General features: G+C 66.1%; 20 protein-coding genes. 19 read left to right on the forward strand and 1 reads right to left on the reverse strand.

Features of this window, described 5'->3' with window-relative positions:
- The first annotated feature begins 109 nt into the window (after positions 1 to 109).
- The 16 genes from PKE78_RS03830 to PKE78_RS03905 all read left to right on the forward strand — a co-directional run bounded on the left by PKE78_RS03830 (position 110) and on the right by PKE78_RS03905 (position 11204).
- Positions 110 to 436, forward strand: a complete 327-nt coding sequence (locus tag PKE78_RS03830) for a DUF736 domain-containing protein (RefSeq protein ID WP_271199514.1) — start codon at positions 110 to 112, stop codon at positions 434 to 436.
- Between the two features lie 190 nt (positions 437 to 626).
- Positions 627 to 869, forward strand: coding sequence for a helix-turn-helix domain-containing protein (locus tag PKE78_RS03835; RefSeq protein ID WP_271199515.1), 243 nt, complete (start codon positions 627 to 629; stop codon positions 867 to 869).
- Between the two features lie 120 nt (positions 870 to 989).
- Positions 990 to 1253, forward strand: coding sequence for a DNA -binding domain-containing protein (locus PKE78_RS03840; protein ID WP_271199516.1), 264 nt, complete (start codon positions 990 to 992; stop codon positions 1251 to 1253).
- Between the two features lie 116 nt (positions 1254 to 1369).
- On the forward strand, positions 1370 to 1684 hold the full coding sequence (locus PKE78_RS03845; RefSeq protein WP_271199517.1) for a transcriptional regulator domain-containing protein: 315 nt from the start codon (positions 1370 to 1372) through the stop codon (positions 1682 to 1684).
- 124 nt (positions 1685 to 1808) lie between these two features.
- Positions 1809 to 2135: a DUF2285 domain-containing protein gene (locus PKE78_RS03850; protein WP_271199518.1), complete on the forward strand. Its 327-nt coding sequence runs from the start codon at positions 1809 to 1811 to the stop codon at positions 2133 to 2135.
- 126 nt (positions 2136 to 2261) lie between these two features.
- Positions 2262 to 2543: a helix-turn-helix transcriptional regulator gene (locus PKE78_RS03855; protein ID WP_271199519.1), complete on the forward strand. Its 282-nt coding sequence runs from the start codon at positions 2262 to 2264 to the stop codon at positions 2541 to 2543.
- Between the two features lie 8 nt (positions 2544 to 2551).
- A complete protein-coding gene (locus PKE78_RS03860; protein ID WP_271199520.1) occupies positions 2552 to 3436 on the forward strand; it encodes a replication initiator protein A in 885 nt (294 codons plus the stop codon).
- 208 nt (positions 3437 to 3644) lie between these two features.
- Entirely contained in the window at positions 3645 to 4283 is a 639-nt protein-coding gene (parA, locus tag PKE78_RS03865) for a ParA family partition ATPase (RefSeq protein ID WP_271199521.1), read from the forward strand.
- Positions 4280 to 4534, forward strand: coding sequence for a hypothetical protein (locus PKE78_RS03870; protein ID WP_271199522.1), 255 nt, complete (start codon positions 4280 to 4282; stop codon positions 4532 to 4534). Before parA ends, PKE78_RS03870 begins: the two co-directional genes overlap by 4 nt.
- Positions 4531 to 5049 carry a DUF2840 domain-containing protein gene (locus PKE78_RS03875; RefSeq protein WP_271199523.1) on the forward strand — a complete coding sequence of 173 codons (519 nt, stop codon included), beginning with the start codon at positions 4531 to 4533 and terminating at the stop codon, positions 5047 to 5049. Before PKE78_RS03870 ends, PKE78_RS03875 begins: the two co-directional genes overlap by 4 nt.
- Positions 5046 to 5591, forward strand: a complete 546-nt coding sequence (locus PKE78_RS03880; RefSeq protein WP_271199524.1) for a S26 family signal peptidase — start codon at positions 5046 to 5048, stop codon at positions 5589 to 5591. The genes PKE78_RS03875 and PKE78_RS03880 overlap by 4 nt, the downstream gene beginning before the upstream one ends.
- 46 nt (positions 5592 to 5637) lie before the next feature.
- Positions 5638 to 5985, forward strand: a complete 348-nt coding sequence (locus tag PKE78_RS03885; protein ID WP_271200061.1) for a DUF736 domain-containing protein — start codon at positions 5638 to 5640, stop codon at positions 5983 to 5985.
- Positions 5986 to 5988: 3 nt separating this feature from the next.
- Positions 5989 to 6750: a lytic transglycosylase domain-containing protein gene (locus tag PKE78_RS03890; protein ID WP_271199525.1), complete on the forward strand. Its 762-nt coding sequence runs from the start codon at positions 5989 to 5991 to the stop codon at positions 6748 to 6750.
- 244 nt (positions 6751 to 6994) lie between these two features.
- Positions 6995 to 8734, forward strand: a complete 1740-nt coding sequence (locus tag PKE78_RS03895) for a relaxase/mobilization nuclease domain-containing protein (RefSeq protein ID WP_271199526.1) — start codon at positions 6995 to 6997, stop codon at positions 8732 to 8734.
- Between the two features lie 25 nt (positions 8735 to 8759).
- A complete protein-coding gene (locus PKE78_RS03900; RefSeq protein WP_271199527.1) occupies positions 8760 to 10745 on the forward strand; it encodes a conjugal transfer protein TraG in 1986 nt (661 codons plus the stop codon).
- Positions 10746 to 10754: 9 nt separating this feature from the next.
- Positions 10755 to 11204, forward strand: a complete 450-nt coding sequence (locus PKE78_RS03905; RefSeq protein WP_271199528.1) for a CopG family transcriptional regulator — start codon at positions 10755 to 10757, stop codon at positions 11202 to 11204.
- 89 nt (positions 11205 to 11293) lie between these two features.
- On the opposite strand, the gene PKE78_RS03910 is transcribed toward PKE78_RS03905, so the two are convergent.
- Positions 11294 to 12169 carry a DMT family transporter gene (locus PKE78_RS03910; protein WP_271199529.1) on the reverse strand — a complete coding sequence of 292 codons (876 nt, stop codon included), beginning with the start codon at positions 12167 to 12169 and terminating at the stop codon, positions 11294 to 11296.
- A 432-nt stretch (positions 12170 to 12601) separates the two neighbouring features.
- Between PKE78_RS03910 and trbB the strand changes: the two genes are divergently transcribed.
- From trbB to PKE78_RS03925, 3 genes are read left to right on the forward strand one after another with little or no spacing between them, the layout of a single operon-like run.
- On the forward strand, positions 12602 to 13585 hold the full coding sequence (trbB, locus tag PKE78_RS03915) for a P-type conjugative transfer ATPase TrbB (protein ID WP_271199530.1): 984 nt from the start codon (positions 12602 to 12604) through the stop codon (positions 13583 to 13585).
- On the forward strand, positions 13582 to 13914 hold the full coding sequence (locus PKE78_RS03920) for a TrbC/VirB2 family type IV secretion system protein (RefSeq protein WP_271199531.1): 333 nt from the start codon (positions 13582 to 13584) through the stop codon (positions 13912 to 13914). Before trbB ends, PKE78_RS03920 begins: the two co-directional genes overlap by 4 nt.
- Positions 13914 to 14195: a VirB3 family type IV secretion system protein gene (locus tag PKE78_RS03925; RefSeq protein WP_271199532.1), complete on the forward strand. Its 282-nt coding sequence runs from the start codon at positions 13914 to 13916 to the stop codon at positions 14193 to 14195. The genes PKE78_RS03920 and PKE78_RS03925 overlap by 1 nt, the downstream gene beginning before the upstream one ends.
- Positions 14196 to 14205 lie beyond the last annotated feature (10 nt).

Raw genomic sequence — 14205 nt, forward strand, 5'->3', positions numbered from 1 at the left:
TCCTTAGCTATCAAGCCCCTGCGGGGTGCGCCGTCGATCGCCTCCGGCCTGCCGATCGCCATCGAGGCCGCAATGGTGCGGGCTCGGGAACGGAAAACGGAGACTTACAATGGCGACCATCGGTACCTTCAAGAAGACCGGCTCGAACGAGTTCACCGGCGAAATCGTCACCCTGAGCGTCCAGCAGAAGGGCGTTCGCATCGTCCCCGACCAGCGCGCCACCGGAGAGAACGCCCCCAGCCACCGAGTCCTGGTCGGCCGCGCCGAGATCGGCGCCGCCTGGTCCAAGCGCTCCAACGAAGGCCGCGATTATCTGGGCCTCAAGCTCGACGATCCGAGCTTCAACGCCCCGATCTACGCCAACCTCTTCGACGACGAAGGCGAAGACACCTTCTCGCTGATCTGGTCCCGCCCCAACGGGCGGCGCGGCGACTGAGGCTCCGCGCAAGGCCCCGGCCGAAAGGCCGGGGCCTTCGGTTATGACAGCCGGCCGACCGAATCAGTTACGGCCTTTATCGATCGCACAGAGCCCGAACAGCTACTTCTGGCTAGAAAATCCCACTAAGAACGACTATTATAGTCGTAGTTTTGGCGTGTGCGTAGGTCCGTGTGGGAGGTGATCATGCGTGATCACCGCCCGACAATTTCGGGCCGCGCGTGCGTTGCTGGGTTGGACACAGGAGACGCTCGCTGACCGGGCCCGGGTCTCATTGACCGCGCTCAAGCGCCTCGAATCCACCAATGGTCTCGAGGTCTTTGAGAGTACGCGCGATGAGGTGAGAAGGGCCTTCGAGCGCGCCGGCATCGTCTTCCTGAACTCCGATCAGGGCAAGGGAGTGCTGCTCGTCGATGCAAAGAAGGAAACCTGACGGTCAACAGCTCGCCGCGTTGGCTCGACCTCCCGCAGCAGGGCCTTGCGTCATCCTTCCGATAAAATCATCGTTAACAGTTTCCTCCAGATTGGATACATCTCGCGATCGGGGGATGTTGTGACCAAAGACGACTTTCTTGATCAGCCGCCTACCGGGGCGGCGCTCACGGCCTATGACCACGCACACCTGAAGCACTACGTCCGGCTGCTCGACGCCGAAAGTGAGGGCGCCGACTGGCGCGAGGTTGTCGCGGTGCTGTTCAACCTTGATGCAGGCGCCGATCCGAAGCGCGCCTTACACATCTACACCAGCCATCTCGACCGCGCGAAATGGATGACGAAAAGCGGCTTCTGCGAGCTTCTTCAGGGCCGCCTGCATTGAGGTGATGCGCAAACCGCATCACGTTGCGGCCACTTTGTTCTTCCCGCGCGTTGTTCAACCGGGAATCGTATCCACGGCAAAACTCGCGTTGCAGACCTTGCGCGGAGACGGTGGAGATGTCCGAAGATGACAGTTGGCGGTCCGAAGCCGCTTATGACTATATCGACAATTTAACCCCCGGCGATCTTGCCTGGGAGTTCCTGCGTCGTAACCCAGAATACAGAAAATCCTATCAGGAATTGGTGTCCATCGGCCGGCTGACCGAGGACGTTGCGCACGAATTCGCCGAGCAATGGGGGTTGCGATTTCGTCGTCGACCCTCGCAAATCCGGGCTTGTCCAACCGATATTCTGGACCCCACAAACCGATCCGGCGACGCTTCCATTCGCGTCAGGGCCGAGTCCGGCGGGAGAGCTCAGCGTCCGCGTTGACGACCTGCGGGCCCATGCTGTTTTCGAGCATGATGGCGCTTTGATCCGGCTTTCGCTACGGGGTGAGCCCTACGACGTCGTCCTCGCCAATGCCGATCACGGTCGTCCCCTAGGCGCGTTCGTCATGTTCGACGAACTGACGCTCGACCGACTGATCGCTATCGAACGCCTTTGGCAGGCCATGTTCGGAAAGCGTGTGCCGCCCGATCCCCGCCTCACACCGCAGCGCCGTCACCGGGCACGTCTGATGCTCCGCGTTTTCGACGCTCGCTTGGCGAGCGCGAGCTACAGAAAGATCGCCGAACAGATCTTTCCCAACCTCAAGCACGATGCCGCGACGTGGGTCGAAAGCCCGGTTCGGATAACGATCGCTCGTCTTGTGCGCGACGGCATGTCTTACGTGCGCGGCGGCTACCGCACGCTTCTCCGCCGGCCGCGCCGCTCCCGCTGATCTGCGCTCGGTATCGAAAATAATCTCCTAACTTCGTCCCTGCCGTAGGCGCCGTCCTCGCGCCACCGTGCTCGCAACCCGCCGCTCCTTCGCAGCGGCCCCCCGCGAGTCCACGGAGGTTCGATCATGGCCGAAAAAGCCGCCAATCTACCGCCACGTTACCTGAGAACACAGGAAGCAGCCCGCTTCCTCGGGCTTTCCGAGCGCACCCTCGAAAAGCACCGCACCTACGGAACTGGCCCGACCTATCGCAAGCTTGGCGGCCGCGTCGTTTACTCCGTCGACGACCTCCAAGCCTGGGCCGATCGCGGTCTCGTCACCTCGACCTCCGATCCGCGCGGCGGCACCGTTCTTCCGGCCAAGCGCCAGACCGTCTCCCCCGCGGTCGCCGGCCGCTTCCCGCGCTGAGTCCCGGCATGTCGGCGCGCCATCACAGCAGCGAACGCGAGCAGCTGGATCTCTTCCGGGCGCTGCCCGGCGATCTTGCGCCGCGCGATGCGCAGGACCTGATGGCGTACCCGTTCTTCTCACTTGGCAAGTCCAAGCGGGTGGCGCCGATCGACTTCAAGACCGGCTCCATCGTCATCCGTGTCGAAGCCGTCCCCGAGCACGGCATGGCCACCATCTGGGATGCCGACGTGCTGATCTGGGCTGCGTCCCAGATCGTCGAGGCACGAGACCACGGATTGCGGCCGTCGCGTCTGATGGCGACCACGCCCTACGAGATTCTGCAGTTCATCGGCCGCGGCGTTTCGCTGCGTGATTACGACCGTTTGAAGGCCGCGCTCGACCGACTTCAGTCGACCACCATCGCGACGTCGATCCGCCAGCCGACGGAGCGGCGGCTGCACCGCTTCTCCTGGATCAACGAGTGGAAGGAGCGCGCCGACGGCAAAGGCCGGCCGCTCGGCCTCGAGCTGATCGTGCCGGACTGGTTCTACGCCGCCGTTCTCGACGACGCGCTCGTGCTGACGATCGACCGCAATTATTTCGGTCTGACGGGCGGCCTGGAGCGCTGGCTCTATCGCCTCGTGCGCAAGCACGGCGGCAAACAGGAGTTCGGCTGGAGCTTCGACTTCCCGCACCTCCACGCCAAGTCCGGCAGCCTCTCGCCGCTCAAGCATTTCGCCTACGACCTGCGCGACATCGTCCGTCGCCAGCCGCTTCCCGGCTACCGCCTTACCATCGAGCAGTGTCTCGGCGGACCGGAAATCCTCTCCTTCGTGCCGACCGACCCGGATGCCCTCGGCATCCCGCGCCGTCGTCGCCGGACCAACTCTCGCCCTGGGGATAAGCTGTGAATAGTCTCGTGCTATCAGGGACCGGCACTATCGTGCCATCGGGGACCGCACTCTCGTGCTATCGGGGACCGGAATCGTCAATTCCTCGCGCTGAATCAGCAGCTTGCGAGCCCTCTAACTTATCTAACTTAGATTCCTACGGAATCTTTCTAACGCGACCGCGTTTTTCGGCCGCTGTGGACGAGTCCCTGATCGCCGGGAGACCGTCATGATCGTCGCGCTCCTCAACCAGAAGGGCGGCGTCGGCAAGACGACTCTGGCGCTGCATCTCGCCGGTGAATGGGCTCGGCATGGGCAGCGCGTCACGTTGATCGACGCCGACCCACAGGGTTCGGCGCTCGACTGGTCGCAGCAGCGCAGCCGGGAGGGGTTGCAGCGGCTGTTCGGTGTCGTCGGTCTGGCGCGCGACACCCTGCATCGCGAGGCGCCGGAACTGGCGCGTGACGTCGATCACGTCGTCATCGATGGGCCGCCACGCGTCGCCAGCCTGATGCGGTCGGCGCTGCTCGCCGCCGATCTCGTGCTGATCCCGGTGCAGCCGTCGCCGCTCGATGGCTGGGCCTCGGCCGAAATGCTCGCGCTGCTCAGCGAAGCGCGCATCTACCGTCCAGAGCTTGCCGCCCGTTTCGTGCTGAACCGCTGCGCGGCTCGCACCGTGCTCGCCCGCGAAACCGCTGAGACGCTCGCCGACCACGACCCTCCGCTCCTCGCGACCACCATCGGTCAGCGCATCGTCTTCGCCGATGTCGTGCAGACCGGCAGGATCGCCGCCGAGCAGGACGGGGATTGTCCGGGCGCACGCGAGATCGCCGCGCTCGCGGCCGAAGTCGCGAGGCTCGGCGCATGAGCGAACGATCCCCCAGGCGCGGCTTCGCGTCCCGGCCAGGCGATCCGGAGAGCTGGATCAAAGCGCCCGATCGCCAGACGCAGCGCGCCGAGCCCGCCGATGACTTCTCGGCCAGGCTGACCATCGACGTGACCGCCGACATGCGCGGCCGGATCAAGATCGAGGCCTTCCAGCGCGGCCAGACGGTCGCCGACATGCTGCGCGCGCTGTTCGAGCGCGAATTCCCTCCAGCCCAAGGAGACGCCCAATGACCGGCCTTGCCGCCGCATCCACGCGCGCCGCTCGCGCCCTTCACACGCCGCCGGATAACCTCACCCAGGTCGAACTCGTCTGGATCGAGAAGCAGATCGAGCACTGGGTCCGCTTCGGCCGCGAGCGGCGCGAGCAGATCCTCGACCGCCGCCGCCGCATCCTCTTCTTCCCTCCCGGCAGCGTCCTCGCGCTCGTGCGCTGGGCGGCGAACGAGCACGGCACTGTCGTCTCGCGGATCGACATCCTGCGCACGGTTGAGCGCGACGCGCCCTGCCAGACCATTCCGACGGTCACGCCCGGCGCAGAGGTTCTGCTGCATGTCGATGGCTGGCCGAAGGTTGAGCGCGTGCTCCACCTCATCGACGCCATCGAGGCGCGCGGCATCGATCCGATCGAGGTTTCGCCCGACCATTGGCGCCACGTCCACAACCGGATGGCTGTCGGCGAAACGCCGCGCGCTTATGGCCTCCGGCAGCATCGCGCCTTCCTCATGCGCCGGGAGATCGGCGCATGACCCGGCTCTCCTATGCCGTCGTCACAGCCGTGGCCGTGTCGCTTCTCGGCGTCGCCTCGATCGCTTCCTTCGCGCCGCGCCTGATCTGGAACGCGTCCGCCAGCACGCCGGTCGGCTTCTATACGATCGACGAGCCCGGCCCGGTCGCCGTGACCGATCTGGTCGCGGTGGATACCCCCGAACCACTCGCCACCTTCCTGTCCGACCGCGGCTATCTGCCGCGCGGCATGCCGCTGCTGAAGCGCGTGGCGGCGCTACCGGGCCAACGGGTCTGTCGGGCCGGGCTCGCCATCACCGTCGACGGCGTGCCGATGGGCGAGGCCCTCGACCGCGATCGTCGCGGCCGCCCGCTCCCGATCTGGCAGGGCTGCCGGTTGGTCGCGAACGGCGAACTGTTCCTGATGAACTGGCAGGTCCGCGACAGCCTCGACGGACGCTACTTCGGCCCGCTTCCGGCCGCCGCCGTGATCGGCCGGGCCACGCCTCTCTACACCGACGAGGACGGCGATGGCCGCTTCGTCTGGCGCGCGCCGACGCGGTGACGGCCCGCCCATGACCCTGTCCACCGCAATCCGAAGGAGACGACCCATGCCCGTGATCGGTCAATTCATGCGCGAGAATGACGGCTTCATCGGCCACCTGACGACGCTGTCCTTGCACCAAGACATCATCATCGTCCCGGCCGAACTGTCCGATGCAGAGAACGCGCCGGACTACCGCGTCCATGTGCTCGACACCATGAGCAACGAGACCGGCGCGGAGATCGGCGCGGGCTGGAAGCGCACCAGCGAGAAGGCCGGCGAATACGTCTCGCTGCAGCTCGACGATCCGACCTTCGAACATCCAATTCGCGCCAACCTGTTCCAGTCGGCCGATGACAAGTCCGCCTGGGGCCTGCATTGGAATCGCCCGCCAAAGCGCGGCGAGCGGGACTGAACGATGCCCGCCGCGCGCCATCAGCCTGCCGTCGGACGGAGGATCACCCTCCGACGTGCAGCCCTCCTTCTCCTTTCCGGCCTGATCCTCGCTGCGCCGGGGGCAAGCCCGGCCGGCGCACAGCAAGCGCCCGTCGAGCGGCCGTCGCGCAATGATCCCTATGGCGCTTTCATCGCCGAGGCCGCGCAGAGGTTCGGCGTTCCCGAAGCGTGGATTCGCGCCGTCATGCGCGTCGAAAGCGACGGCGACGTGCGCGCCATCTCGTCGGCGGGCGCGATGGGCCTGATGCAGATCATGCCCGCCACTTGGGCCGAACTGCGGGTTCGCCATCAGCTCGGCGGAAATCCCTACGACCCACGCGACAACATTCTGGCGGGCGCGGCGTATCTGCGCGACATGCACGATCGCTACGGATCGCCCGGTTTCCTGGCGGCGTACAACGCCGGTCCCAGCCGCTACGAAGAGTATCTCGCCGGCCGCCCATTGCCGGCCGAGACGCGCGCCTATGTCTCGACGCTCGCCCCCATTGTCGGCGGCGGTGAACTCGCCAGCGCCGTCGTGGTTGCAACCGCCGATCCGCTCGCCTGGACGCGGGCGCCGCTCTTCGTCGTGCAGTCGGCTGGCAGTGGACCCGCCGCGCCCGTGCAGTCCGAAGGCGCTCCCGGTGACGTCACGGCAGCCGCCCCACCGCGCGATCAAGGCCCGGGGGCTTCGCGCACCGATGGCCTTTTCGTCGCGCGCAATGTCGCCGGTGGCCCGCGATGACCGCGTTCGCACCCGTTCGCATTGTGGCGTGCTCTGGCGGGCAAATGGCGGCCCGGAGAGGAGGAGCAGTCAGCACAACCGCACGATGGCGAGATAAAAGCCGGCGAGGTGCGCCTTGGTGCGGTCGTGTCTTTTCAGGGACTTATGGCGCATTTGCGCGAGGTGCGCCTGATCGGCGCAGCCTGCGCATTCGCGATTTATTGGGGAATTTCCTCGGCTTCGCGCGATGTGCGGGGCCTCGGCCATGACCGGCGAGGACGATTTCCGGATCCGGCCCGGCCGCATCCGCTCGACCCGGGCGCAGCAGGCCCGGCCCTTCATCGCCCAGGCGCTGGCGGCCGCCCAGCGCGCCGGCGGCAGCATCTCGCGCTCCGGCAAGATCAGCTCTGGCAACCGCTCGCGGTTCGGGCGCGGCCAGCGCGCGACCGTGCAGGCCAACCGGCTGCTTACCAGCCGATCACGCAACACCGTGATCAAGACGCGCGTCGTCCGCCATACGGCGCGGGCCGCGCCACTGTCCGCCCACCTCAGCTATCTCCGTCGCGAGGGCGTCACCAGGGATGGCGAGAAGGCCAGGCTCTTCGGGCCGGAGTCCGAGGACGCCGATCCGAAGGCCTTCGCCGGGCGCGCCCAGGACGACCGGCATCACTTCCGCTTCATCGTGTCGCCCGAGGACGCGACCGAGATGTCCGATCTCAAGACCTATGCCCGCGACCTGATGGGGCAGATGGAGAAGGACCTGGGGACCAAACTCGACTGGGTCGGCGTCGATCACTGGAACACCGACAATCCGCACGTCCACATCATCCTGCGCGGTCGCACCGACGACGGCCAGGACCTCGTCATCTCCCGCGACTACATCAAGGAAGGCATGCGCGCCCGCGCGCAGGACCTCGTCACCCAGGAGCTGGGACCGCGCACGGATCACGAGATTCGCCGCAATCTCGAACGGCAGATCGAGGCGGAGCGATGGACAAACCTCGATCGCCAACTCGCCCGCGATAGCTATCGCACCGGCGTCGTCGATCTCGCCCCGCACCCGGACCGTCAGCCCGACGAAGTCCACGCGATGAAAATCGGCCGGCTGCGCAAGCTGGAGACGCTCGGCCTCGCCGATCAGATCGGACCGGGCCAATGGGTTGTGTCCGAGAATGCGGAGGCGACGCTGCGCGCGTTGAGCGAGCGTGGCGATATCATCAAGCGCATTCATCGCGGCCTGACCGAACGCGGCATCGAGCGCGGCGCTGCGAGCTATGTGCTCGCCGGCGAAAGCCTCGATGATCCTGTTGTCGGTCGGCTGGTGGACCGCGGCCTCGACGATGAACTGAAAGGTACGGCCTATGCCGTTGTCGACGGCACGGACGGGCGGACCCACCACATCAAACTGCCCGACCTCGATGCCGCTGGCGACAGCGCACCAGACTCGATCGTCGAGTTGCGCAAGTTCGATGACGCGCAGGGTCGGCGCCGCGTCGCGCTCGCCGTCCGCTCCGATCTCGACATCGAACGGCAGGTGAGTGCGCCTGGCGCCACCTGGCTCGACCGGCAGGCGATCGCCCGCGACCCCGTCGCCCTCGGAGGTGGCGGCTTCGGCGCGGAGGTGCGTCAGGCGATGGACCGGCGTGCCGACCATCTCGTCGGCCAGGGCCTCGCCGAGCGGCAGTCGCGCGGCGTCAGCTTCTCGCCGGGGCTAATCGAAACCTTGCGCCGGCGCGAGGTCGAGGCGCTCGGGGAGAAGCTCGCGGCCGAAACCGGGCATCAGTTCACAAAGGCCGGAACGGGCGAATATGTGGCGGGCACCTACCGCCAGCGCTTCGCGCTAGCCTCCGGCCGTTTCGCCATGATCGACGACGGCCTCGGCTTCCAACTCGTGCCCTGGTCGCCGTCCCTAGAACGCCAGCTCGGTCAGCACGTCTCAGGCGTCTCGCGCGGCCCCGGCGGCGTCGACTGGAGTTTCGGCCGCAATCGCGGCCTCGGCATGTAGCCCACTTAAGAAAGGAGTGCCCGCCATGTCGGCGACGAAAATCCTCTGGGGTCAGATCCTCACAGTCTTCCTGATCGTGCTGATGACGACCTGGGGCGCGACACAATGGACGGCCTACCGGCTCGGCTTCCAGCCACAGCTCGGGCAGCCCTGGTTCGAGCTTGCCGGATGGCCGATCTACTATCCGCCGGCCTTCTTCTGGTGGTGGTATTTCTACGACGCATATGCCCCGCCGATCTTCGTCGAGGGCGCCTACATCGCCGCGTCGGGCGGGTTCATCTCCATCGCGGTTGCCATTGGCATGTCCTTGTGGCGGGCACGCGAAGCGAAGAACGTGGAGACCTACGGCTCGGCCCGCTGGGCGCGGCCGGAAGAGGTGAAGGCCGCCGGCCTTCTCGGTCCGGACGGCGTCGTCCTCGGCAGGCATGAGCGCGAGTATCTTCGCCATGACGGTCCGGAGCATGTGCTGTGCTTCGCGCCGACGCGTTCCGGTAAGGGCGTGGGCCTGGTCGTGCCCTCGCTCCTGACCTGGCCGGGCTCGGCGATCGTTCACGATATCAAGGGCGAGAACTGGACGCTGACCGCCGGCTACCGCGCCCGGCACGGCCGCGTGCTGCTGTTCGATCCCACAAACGCGAAGTCGGCGGCCTACAATCCGCTGCTCGAGGTGCGCCGCGGCGAATGGGAAGTCCGCGACGTGCAGAACATCGCCGACATCCTGGTCGACCCCGAGGGGTCGCTGGAGAAGCGGAACCACTGGGAGAAGACGTCGCACGCGCTTCTGGTCGGCGCGATCCTGCACGTCCTCTACGCCGAGGCCGACAAGACATTGGCGGGTGTCGGCGCTTTCCTGTCCGATCCGAAGCGGCCGATCGAGTCGACGCTCGCGGCGATGATGAAGACCGCCCATCTCGGCGAGGCCGGGCCTCATCCCGTCATTGCCAGCGCGGCCCGGGAGCTGCTCAACAAATCGGACAACGAGCGGTCCGGCGTGCTCTCGACCGCGATGTCGTTCCTGGGGCTCTACCGAGATCCCGTTGTCGCCGAGGTGACGCGCCGCTGCGACTGGCGCATCGCCGACATGGTCGGCGGCAAGCATCCGACTACGCTCTACCTCGTGGTGCCGCCGTCCGACATCAACCGGACCAAGCCGCTGATCCGCCTGATCCTCAATCAGGTCGGCCGGCGTCTCACCGAGGACCTGCAGGCCAAGGGCAACCGCCATCGGCTGCTGCTCATGCTCGACGAGTTTCCCGCGCTCGGCCGCCTCGACTTCTTCGAGAGCGCCCTGGCGTTCATGGCGGGTTACGGCCTGAAGGCCTTTCTCATCGCCCAGTCGCTGAACCAGATCGAGAAGGCCTATGGTCCGAACAACTCGATCCTCGACAACTGCCACGTCCGGGTCAGCTTCGCGACCAATGACGAGCGGACGGCCAAGCGCGTGTCCGACGCACTCGGCACCGCCACCGAGATGAAGGCGATGAAGAACTATGCCGGTCATCGGCTTTCGCCCTGGCTCGGCCACTTGATGGTGTCGCGCTCGGAGACCGCCCGGCAATTGCTGACGCCCGGCGAGATCATGCAACTCCCGCCCTCCGACGAGATCGTCATGGTCGCCGGCATTCCGCCGATCCGCGCGAAGAAGGCCCGCTACTATGAGGATCGCCGATTTCAGGAACGCATCCTGACGCCGCCCGGCCTGACCAAACCGGCGAGCGCAAGGGCAGACGATTGGAGCACGCTGGCTTTGCCCGAACGACCGGTGCTGAACACGCCCGTCGCAGTGGATGACGTGGCCGATGACGATCCGACGGATTCCGAGCGACGGCATCAGCCCGAACTGAGCCGCACCAAGAGCGTCGAGCGAAAGCCGATCGTCGAAAACGAGTTCGAGATCGATCCCCGTGATGATGTCGACGAGGATGCCGCCCGCCTCAGCCGCATGACGCAGACGATGCGCCAGGTCGCGCGCCAAGCCTCGCTCGATCCGGGCGACGGCATCGAATTGTAGGAGGCGCCCGTGAGCAAGACGCCGAGGAAGCAGCGCCTTTCCGTCTATCTCGACCCGGACGTGATGAAAGCGCTGGCCGCCCATGCAGCGCGACGCGATCTCTCGCTGTCGCTGGTTGCCGAGGCCGGCATCGCCTCTTTCCTCTCGCCAGACGCCGCGGAACGGCAGGAAGCGGCGACGACAAAGCGGCTCGATCAGCTCGACCGCCGCATGGCGCGCATGGAGCGCGATGTGGGCATATCGGTCGAAACGCTCGCCGTGTTCATCCGCTTCTGGCTGACCTCAAATCCGCCGCTCCCGGAGCCGGCGCAGGTCGCGGCACGCGCCAAGGCGGCGGAGCGCTACGAGGCGTTCGTGAGCGCGCTTGGACGAAGACTCGCGCAGGGACCGAAGCTCAGGCAGGAGATTTCGGAAGACATCAGCCCAGCGCCGGCAAATGAACGCTCTGCCGAGTCGTGACGGTTTCGAGGAGCGCGCGGTGCGGGCCATGATAATCCGGCCAGATACTAAAGATAATGCGGGAGATCTGAGCGAGCTATGGCATCCGATCAGCCTCCGGACAGAAGGATGACACCGGCGATCAGCACTCCGCATCCAGCGAGCCGCCAGGGTCCAACCTTCTCGCGCAGTATCACCATGCCCATGAGCGCGCCGACCATCATCGACATTTCCCGCATCGGTGCGACTAGGCTGAGCGGTGCTCCAGAGGTTAGAGCCGCCAGCACAAGGATGTAGGACAGCGGCGAGAGCAGGCCGACGCCGACCGCTATCCACCAGTAGCCGCGCATGGCCTCGATTGCGCGACGGGGGTCGGCGATCACGAGCGGGGCGAGAAGGAAAAATCGCAGCAGGTTCGAGAACCAGTCCAGCACGACCGGCGCGATCCCAAGGGATTTGACGGCGTAGGCGTCAACGACCGTATAGGATGCGATCAGGCCGCCCGTCGCGGTTCCCCATCGCACACCCGATTGCCCACCGGGCCGCCGGAAGGCGGAAAGATCACCCTGCGTAGCGATTAAGCCGATCCCGGCGACCACCAGAACCAGCCCCGCCACACCTTGGCCGGATGGCGTTTCCCCGAGGATGAGAAACGCTCCCATCGTCGAGAGCATTGGGCCGGTTCCCCGTGCGATCGGATAGACCACCGAGAGGTCCGCGACCTGATACCCACGTTGCAGGCAGAGACTATAGGCCAGATGGATCAGTCCGCTGAGCAGCAGGAAGCCGATACCGACCCACGTCCAGGCGACGCCGTCGCCCTGCAGGAGCACGTAGATGACCCACGGCGCATAGGCGATGCAGGCAATGAGATTGTAGGCGAAGACGAAGACCGGGCCGACCGATGCGGCACGTTTGGAGAGCAGATTCCAGCTTGCATGGATGAACGATGCAAGGACGACAAGCAGCAGCGAGGCAATAGCCATCGAGACCTCCTTTTGCGCCAACGGCGCTGGTTGATCTCGACTTCTCCTCCTCTGGGATTTTGCCCCTCGGGTGCAGCCGTGGGACAGCCACGGTTTCTGCAACGCTCGGTCCAGCAACGGCGCTGCCGTTCGGAACCCTAGTTGCCACTCGGTCGATACCTAAATGTTAGTCGATCTGACCGCATACGATCAAGAGTCTTCAGGAAGATCCCCTGCTAATAATCACCGATAGCAGGCAAGCGCCCGCGCGCGACGCGGAATAATCATCGATACGTGCGTCGCAAGTATTCGGGCATTTCGCCGTTTCCCTGTCTTTGTACGCCACAGTACGACGGCCACATGATGGTTGTTGTCAGACCATAATTTCTGCCTCTTCTACTCATCCCCGATCCAGGGCCGCACTTCGCGGACCCACAAGAGAACGGGGACGACGTGGCGGCCACTCACCAGAAATCCGAAGCGATCCTTCGCGGCGCACGCATGCTGCGCACCGCGCTCGGCCCCGCCATCGCCCGGTTTCTGGAAGACCCCGCGATCGTCGAGGTGATGCTCAACCCCGATGGGCGGCTCTGGGTCGACCGTCTTTCCGAAGGCCTTTCCGACACCGGTGAGCTGCTGTCGCCGTCGGACGGCGAACGGATCATCCGCCTCGTCGCGCACCATGTCGGCGCCGAGGTCCATCCCGGCGCTCCGCGCGTCTCGGCCGAGCTGCCCGAAACGGGGGAGCGGTTCGAGGGGCTGTTGCCCCCTGTGGTGTCCGCCCCGGCCTTCGCGATCCGCAAGCCCGCCGTGGCGGTGTTCACGCTCGACGATTACGTCGCCGCCGGCATCATGGTAGCGGGTCAGGCTGAGACGCTGCGCCAGGCCGTCGGGGATCGGCGCAACATTCTGGTCGCCGGCGGCACCTCGACCGGCAAGACCACCCTCACCAACGCGCTGCTGGCCGAAGTCTCCAAGACCTCGGATCGCGTCGTCCTGATCGAGGACACCCGCGAGCTGCAATGCGCGGCTCCCAATGTCGTCGCCATGCGGACCAAGGACGGCGTTGCCTCGCTCTCCGATCTCGTTCGGTCATCGCTGCGCCTGCGCCCCGACCGCATTCCGATCGGCGAGGTGCGCGGATCTGAAGCGCTCGACCTGCTGAAGGCCTGGGGCACCGGCCACCCCGGCGGCGTGGGGACCATCCACGCCGGCACCGCGATCGGCGCGCTGCGCCGCATGGAGCAACTGATCCAGGAAGCCGTCGTCACCGTCCCGCGCGCGCTGATCGCCGAGACGATCGATCTGGTCGCCGTGCTCTCCGGCCGAGGCTCGTTGCGCCGCCTCACCGAACTCGCCCGCATCGAGGGCCTCGGCCCCGACGGCGACTACCGCGTCACCCCAGCAAGCCAGCCCCTCACAGGAGATCCGTCATGATCAAACATGCTTTGCGCGTTCGCCGGCACATCGCCACGGCGGTGTCCGTCAGCTTCGTCACACTCGCCCTCGCACCGGCCGCCCATGCGTCCGGTTCGTCGATGCCCTGGGAAGCGCCGCTTCAGTCGATCCTCGAATCCATCGAGGGGCCGGTCGCCAAGATCATCGCCGTGATGATCATCATCATCACCGGCCTGACGCTCGCCTTCGGCGACACGTCGGGCGGCGCACGGCGCCTGATCCAGATCGTGTTCGGCCTGTCGATCGCCTTCGCCGCGTCCAGCTTCTTCCTGTCGTTCTTCTCGTTCGGCGGCGGGGCGCTCGTCTGATGGCCGATGGCGCGGATCATGGCGGCGAGGTTCCGGGCTTTTCCGTACCCGTCCACCGGGCGCTAACCGAGCACATCCTGCTCGGCGGCGCGCCGCGCTCGATCGCCATTCTCAACGGGACACTCGCCGCCGCGCTCGGCCTCGGCCTTCGCCTCTGGCTGGTCGGCCTGGGCCTCTGGGCTCTCGGCCACTTCGCCGCCGTCTGGGCAGCCAAGCGAGACCCGCAGTTCGTCGATGTCGTGCGCAAGCATCTGCGCATCCCCGGTCACCTGTCGGTCTGAGGAGCGGCGC

It is taken from the genome of Methylopila turkensis, from assembly GCF_027922325.1.
Taxonomy (GTDB): Bacteria; Pseudomonadota; Alphaproteobacteria; order Rhizobiales; family Methylopilaceae; genus Methylopila; species Methylopila turkensis.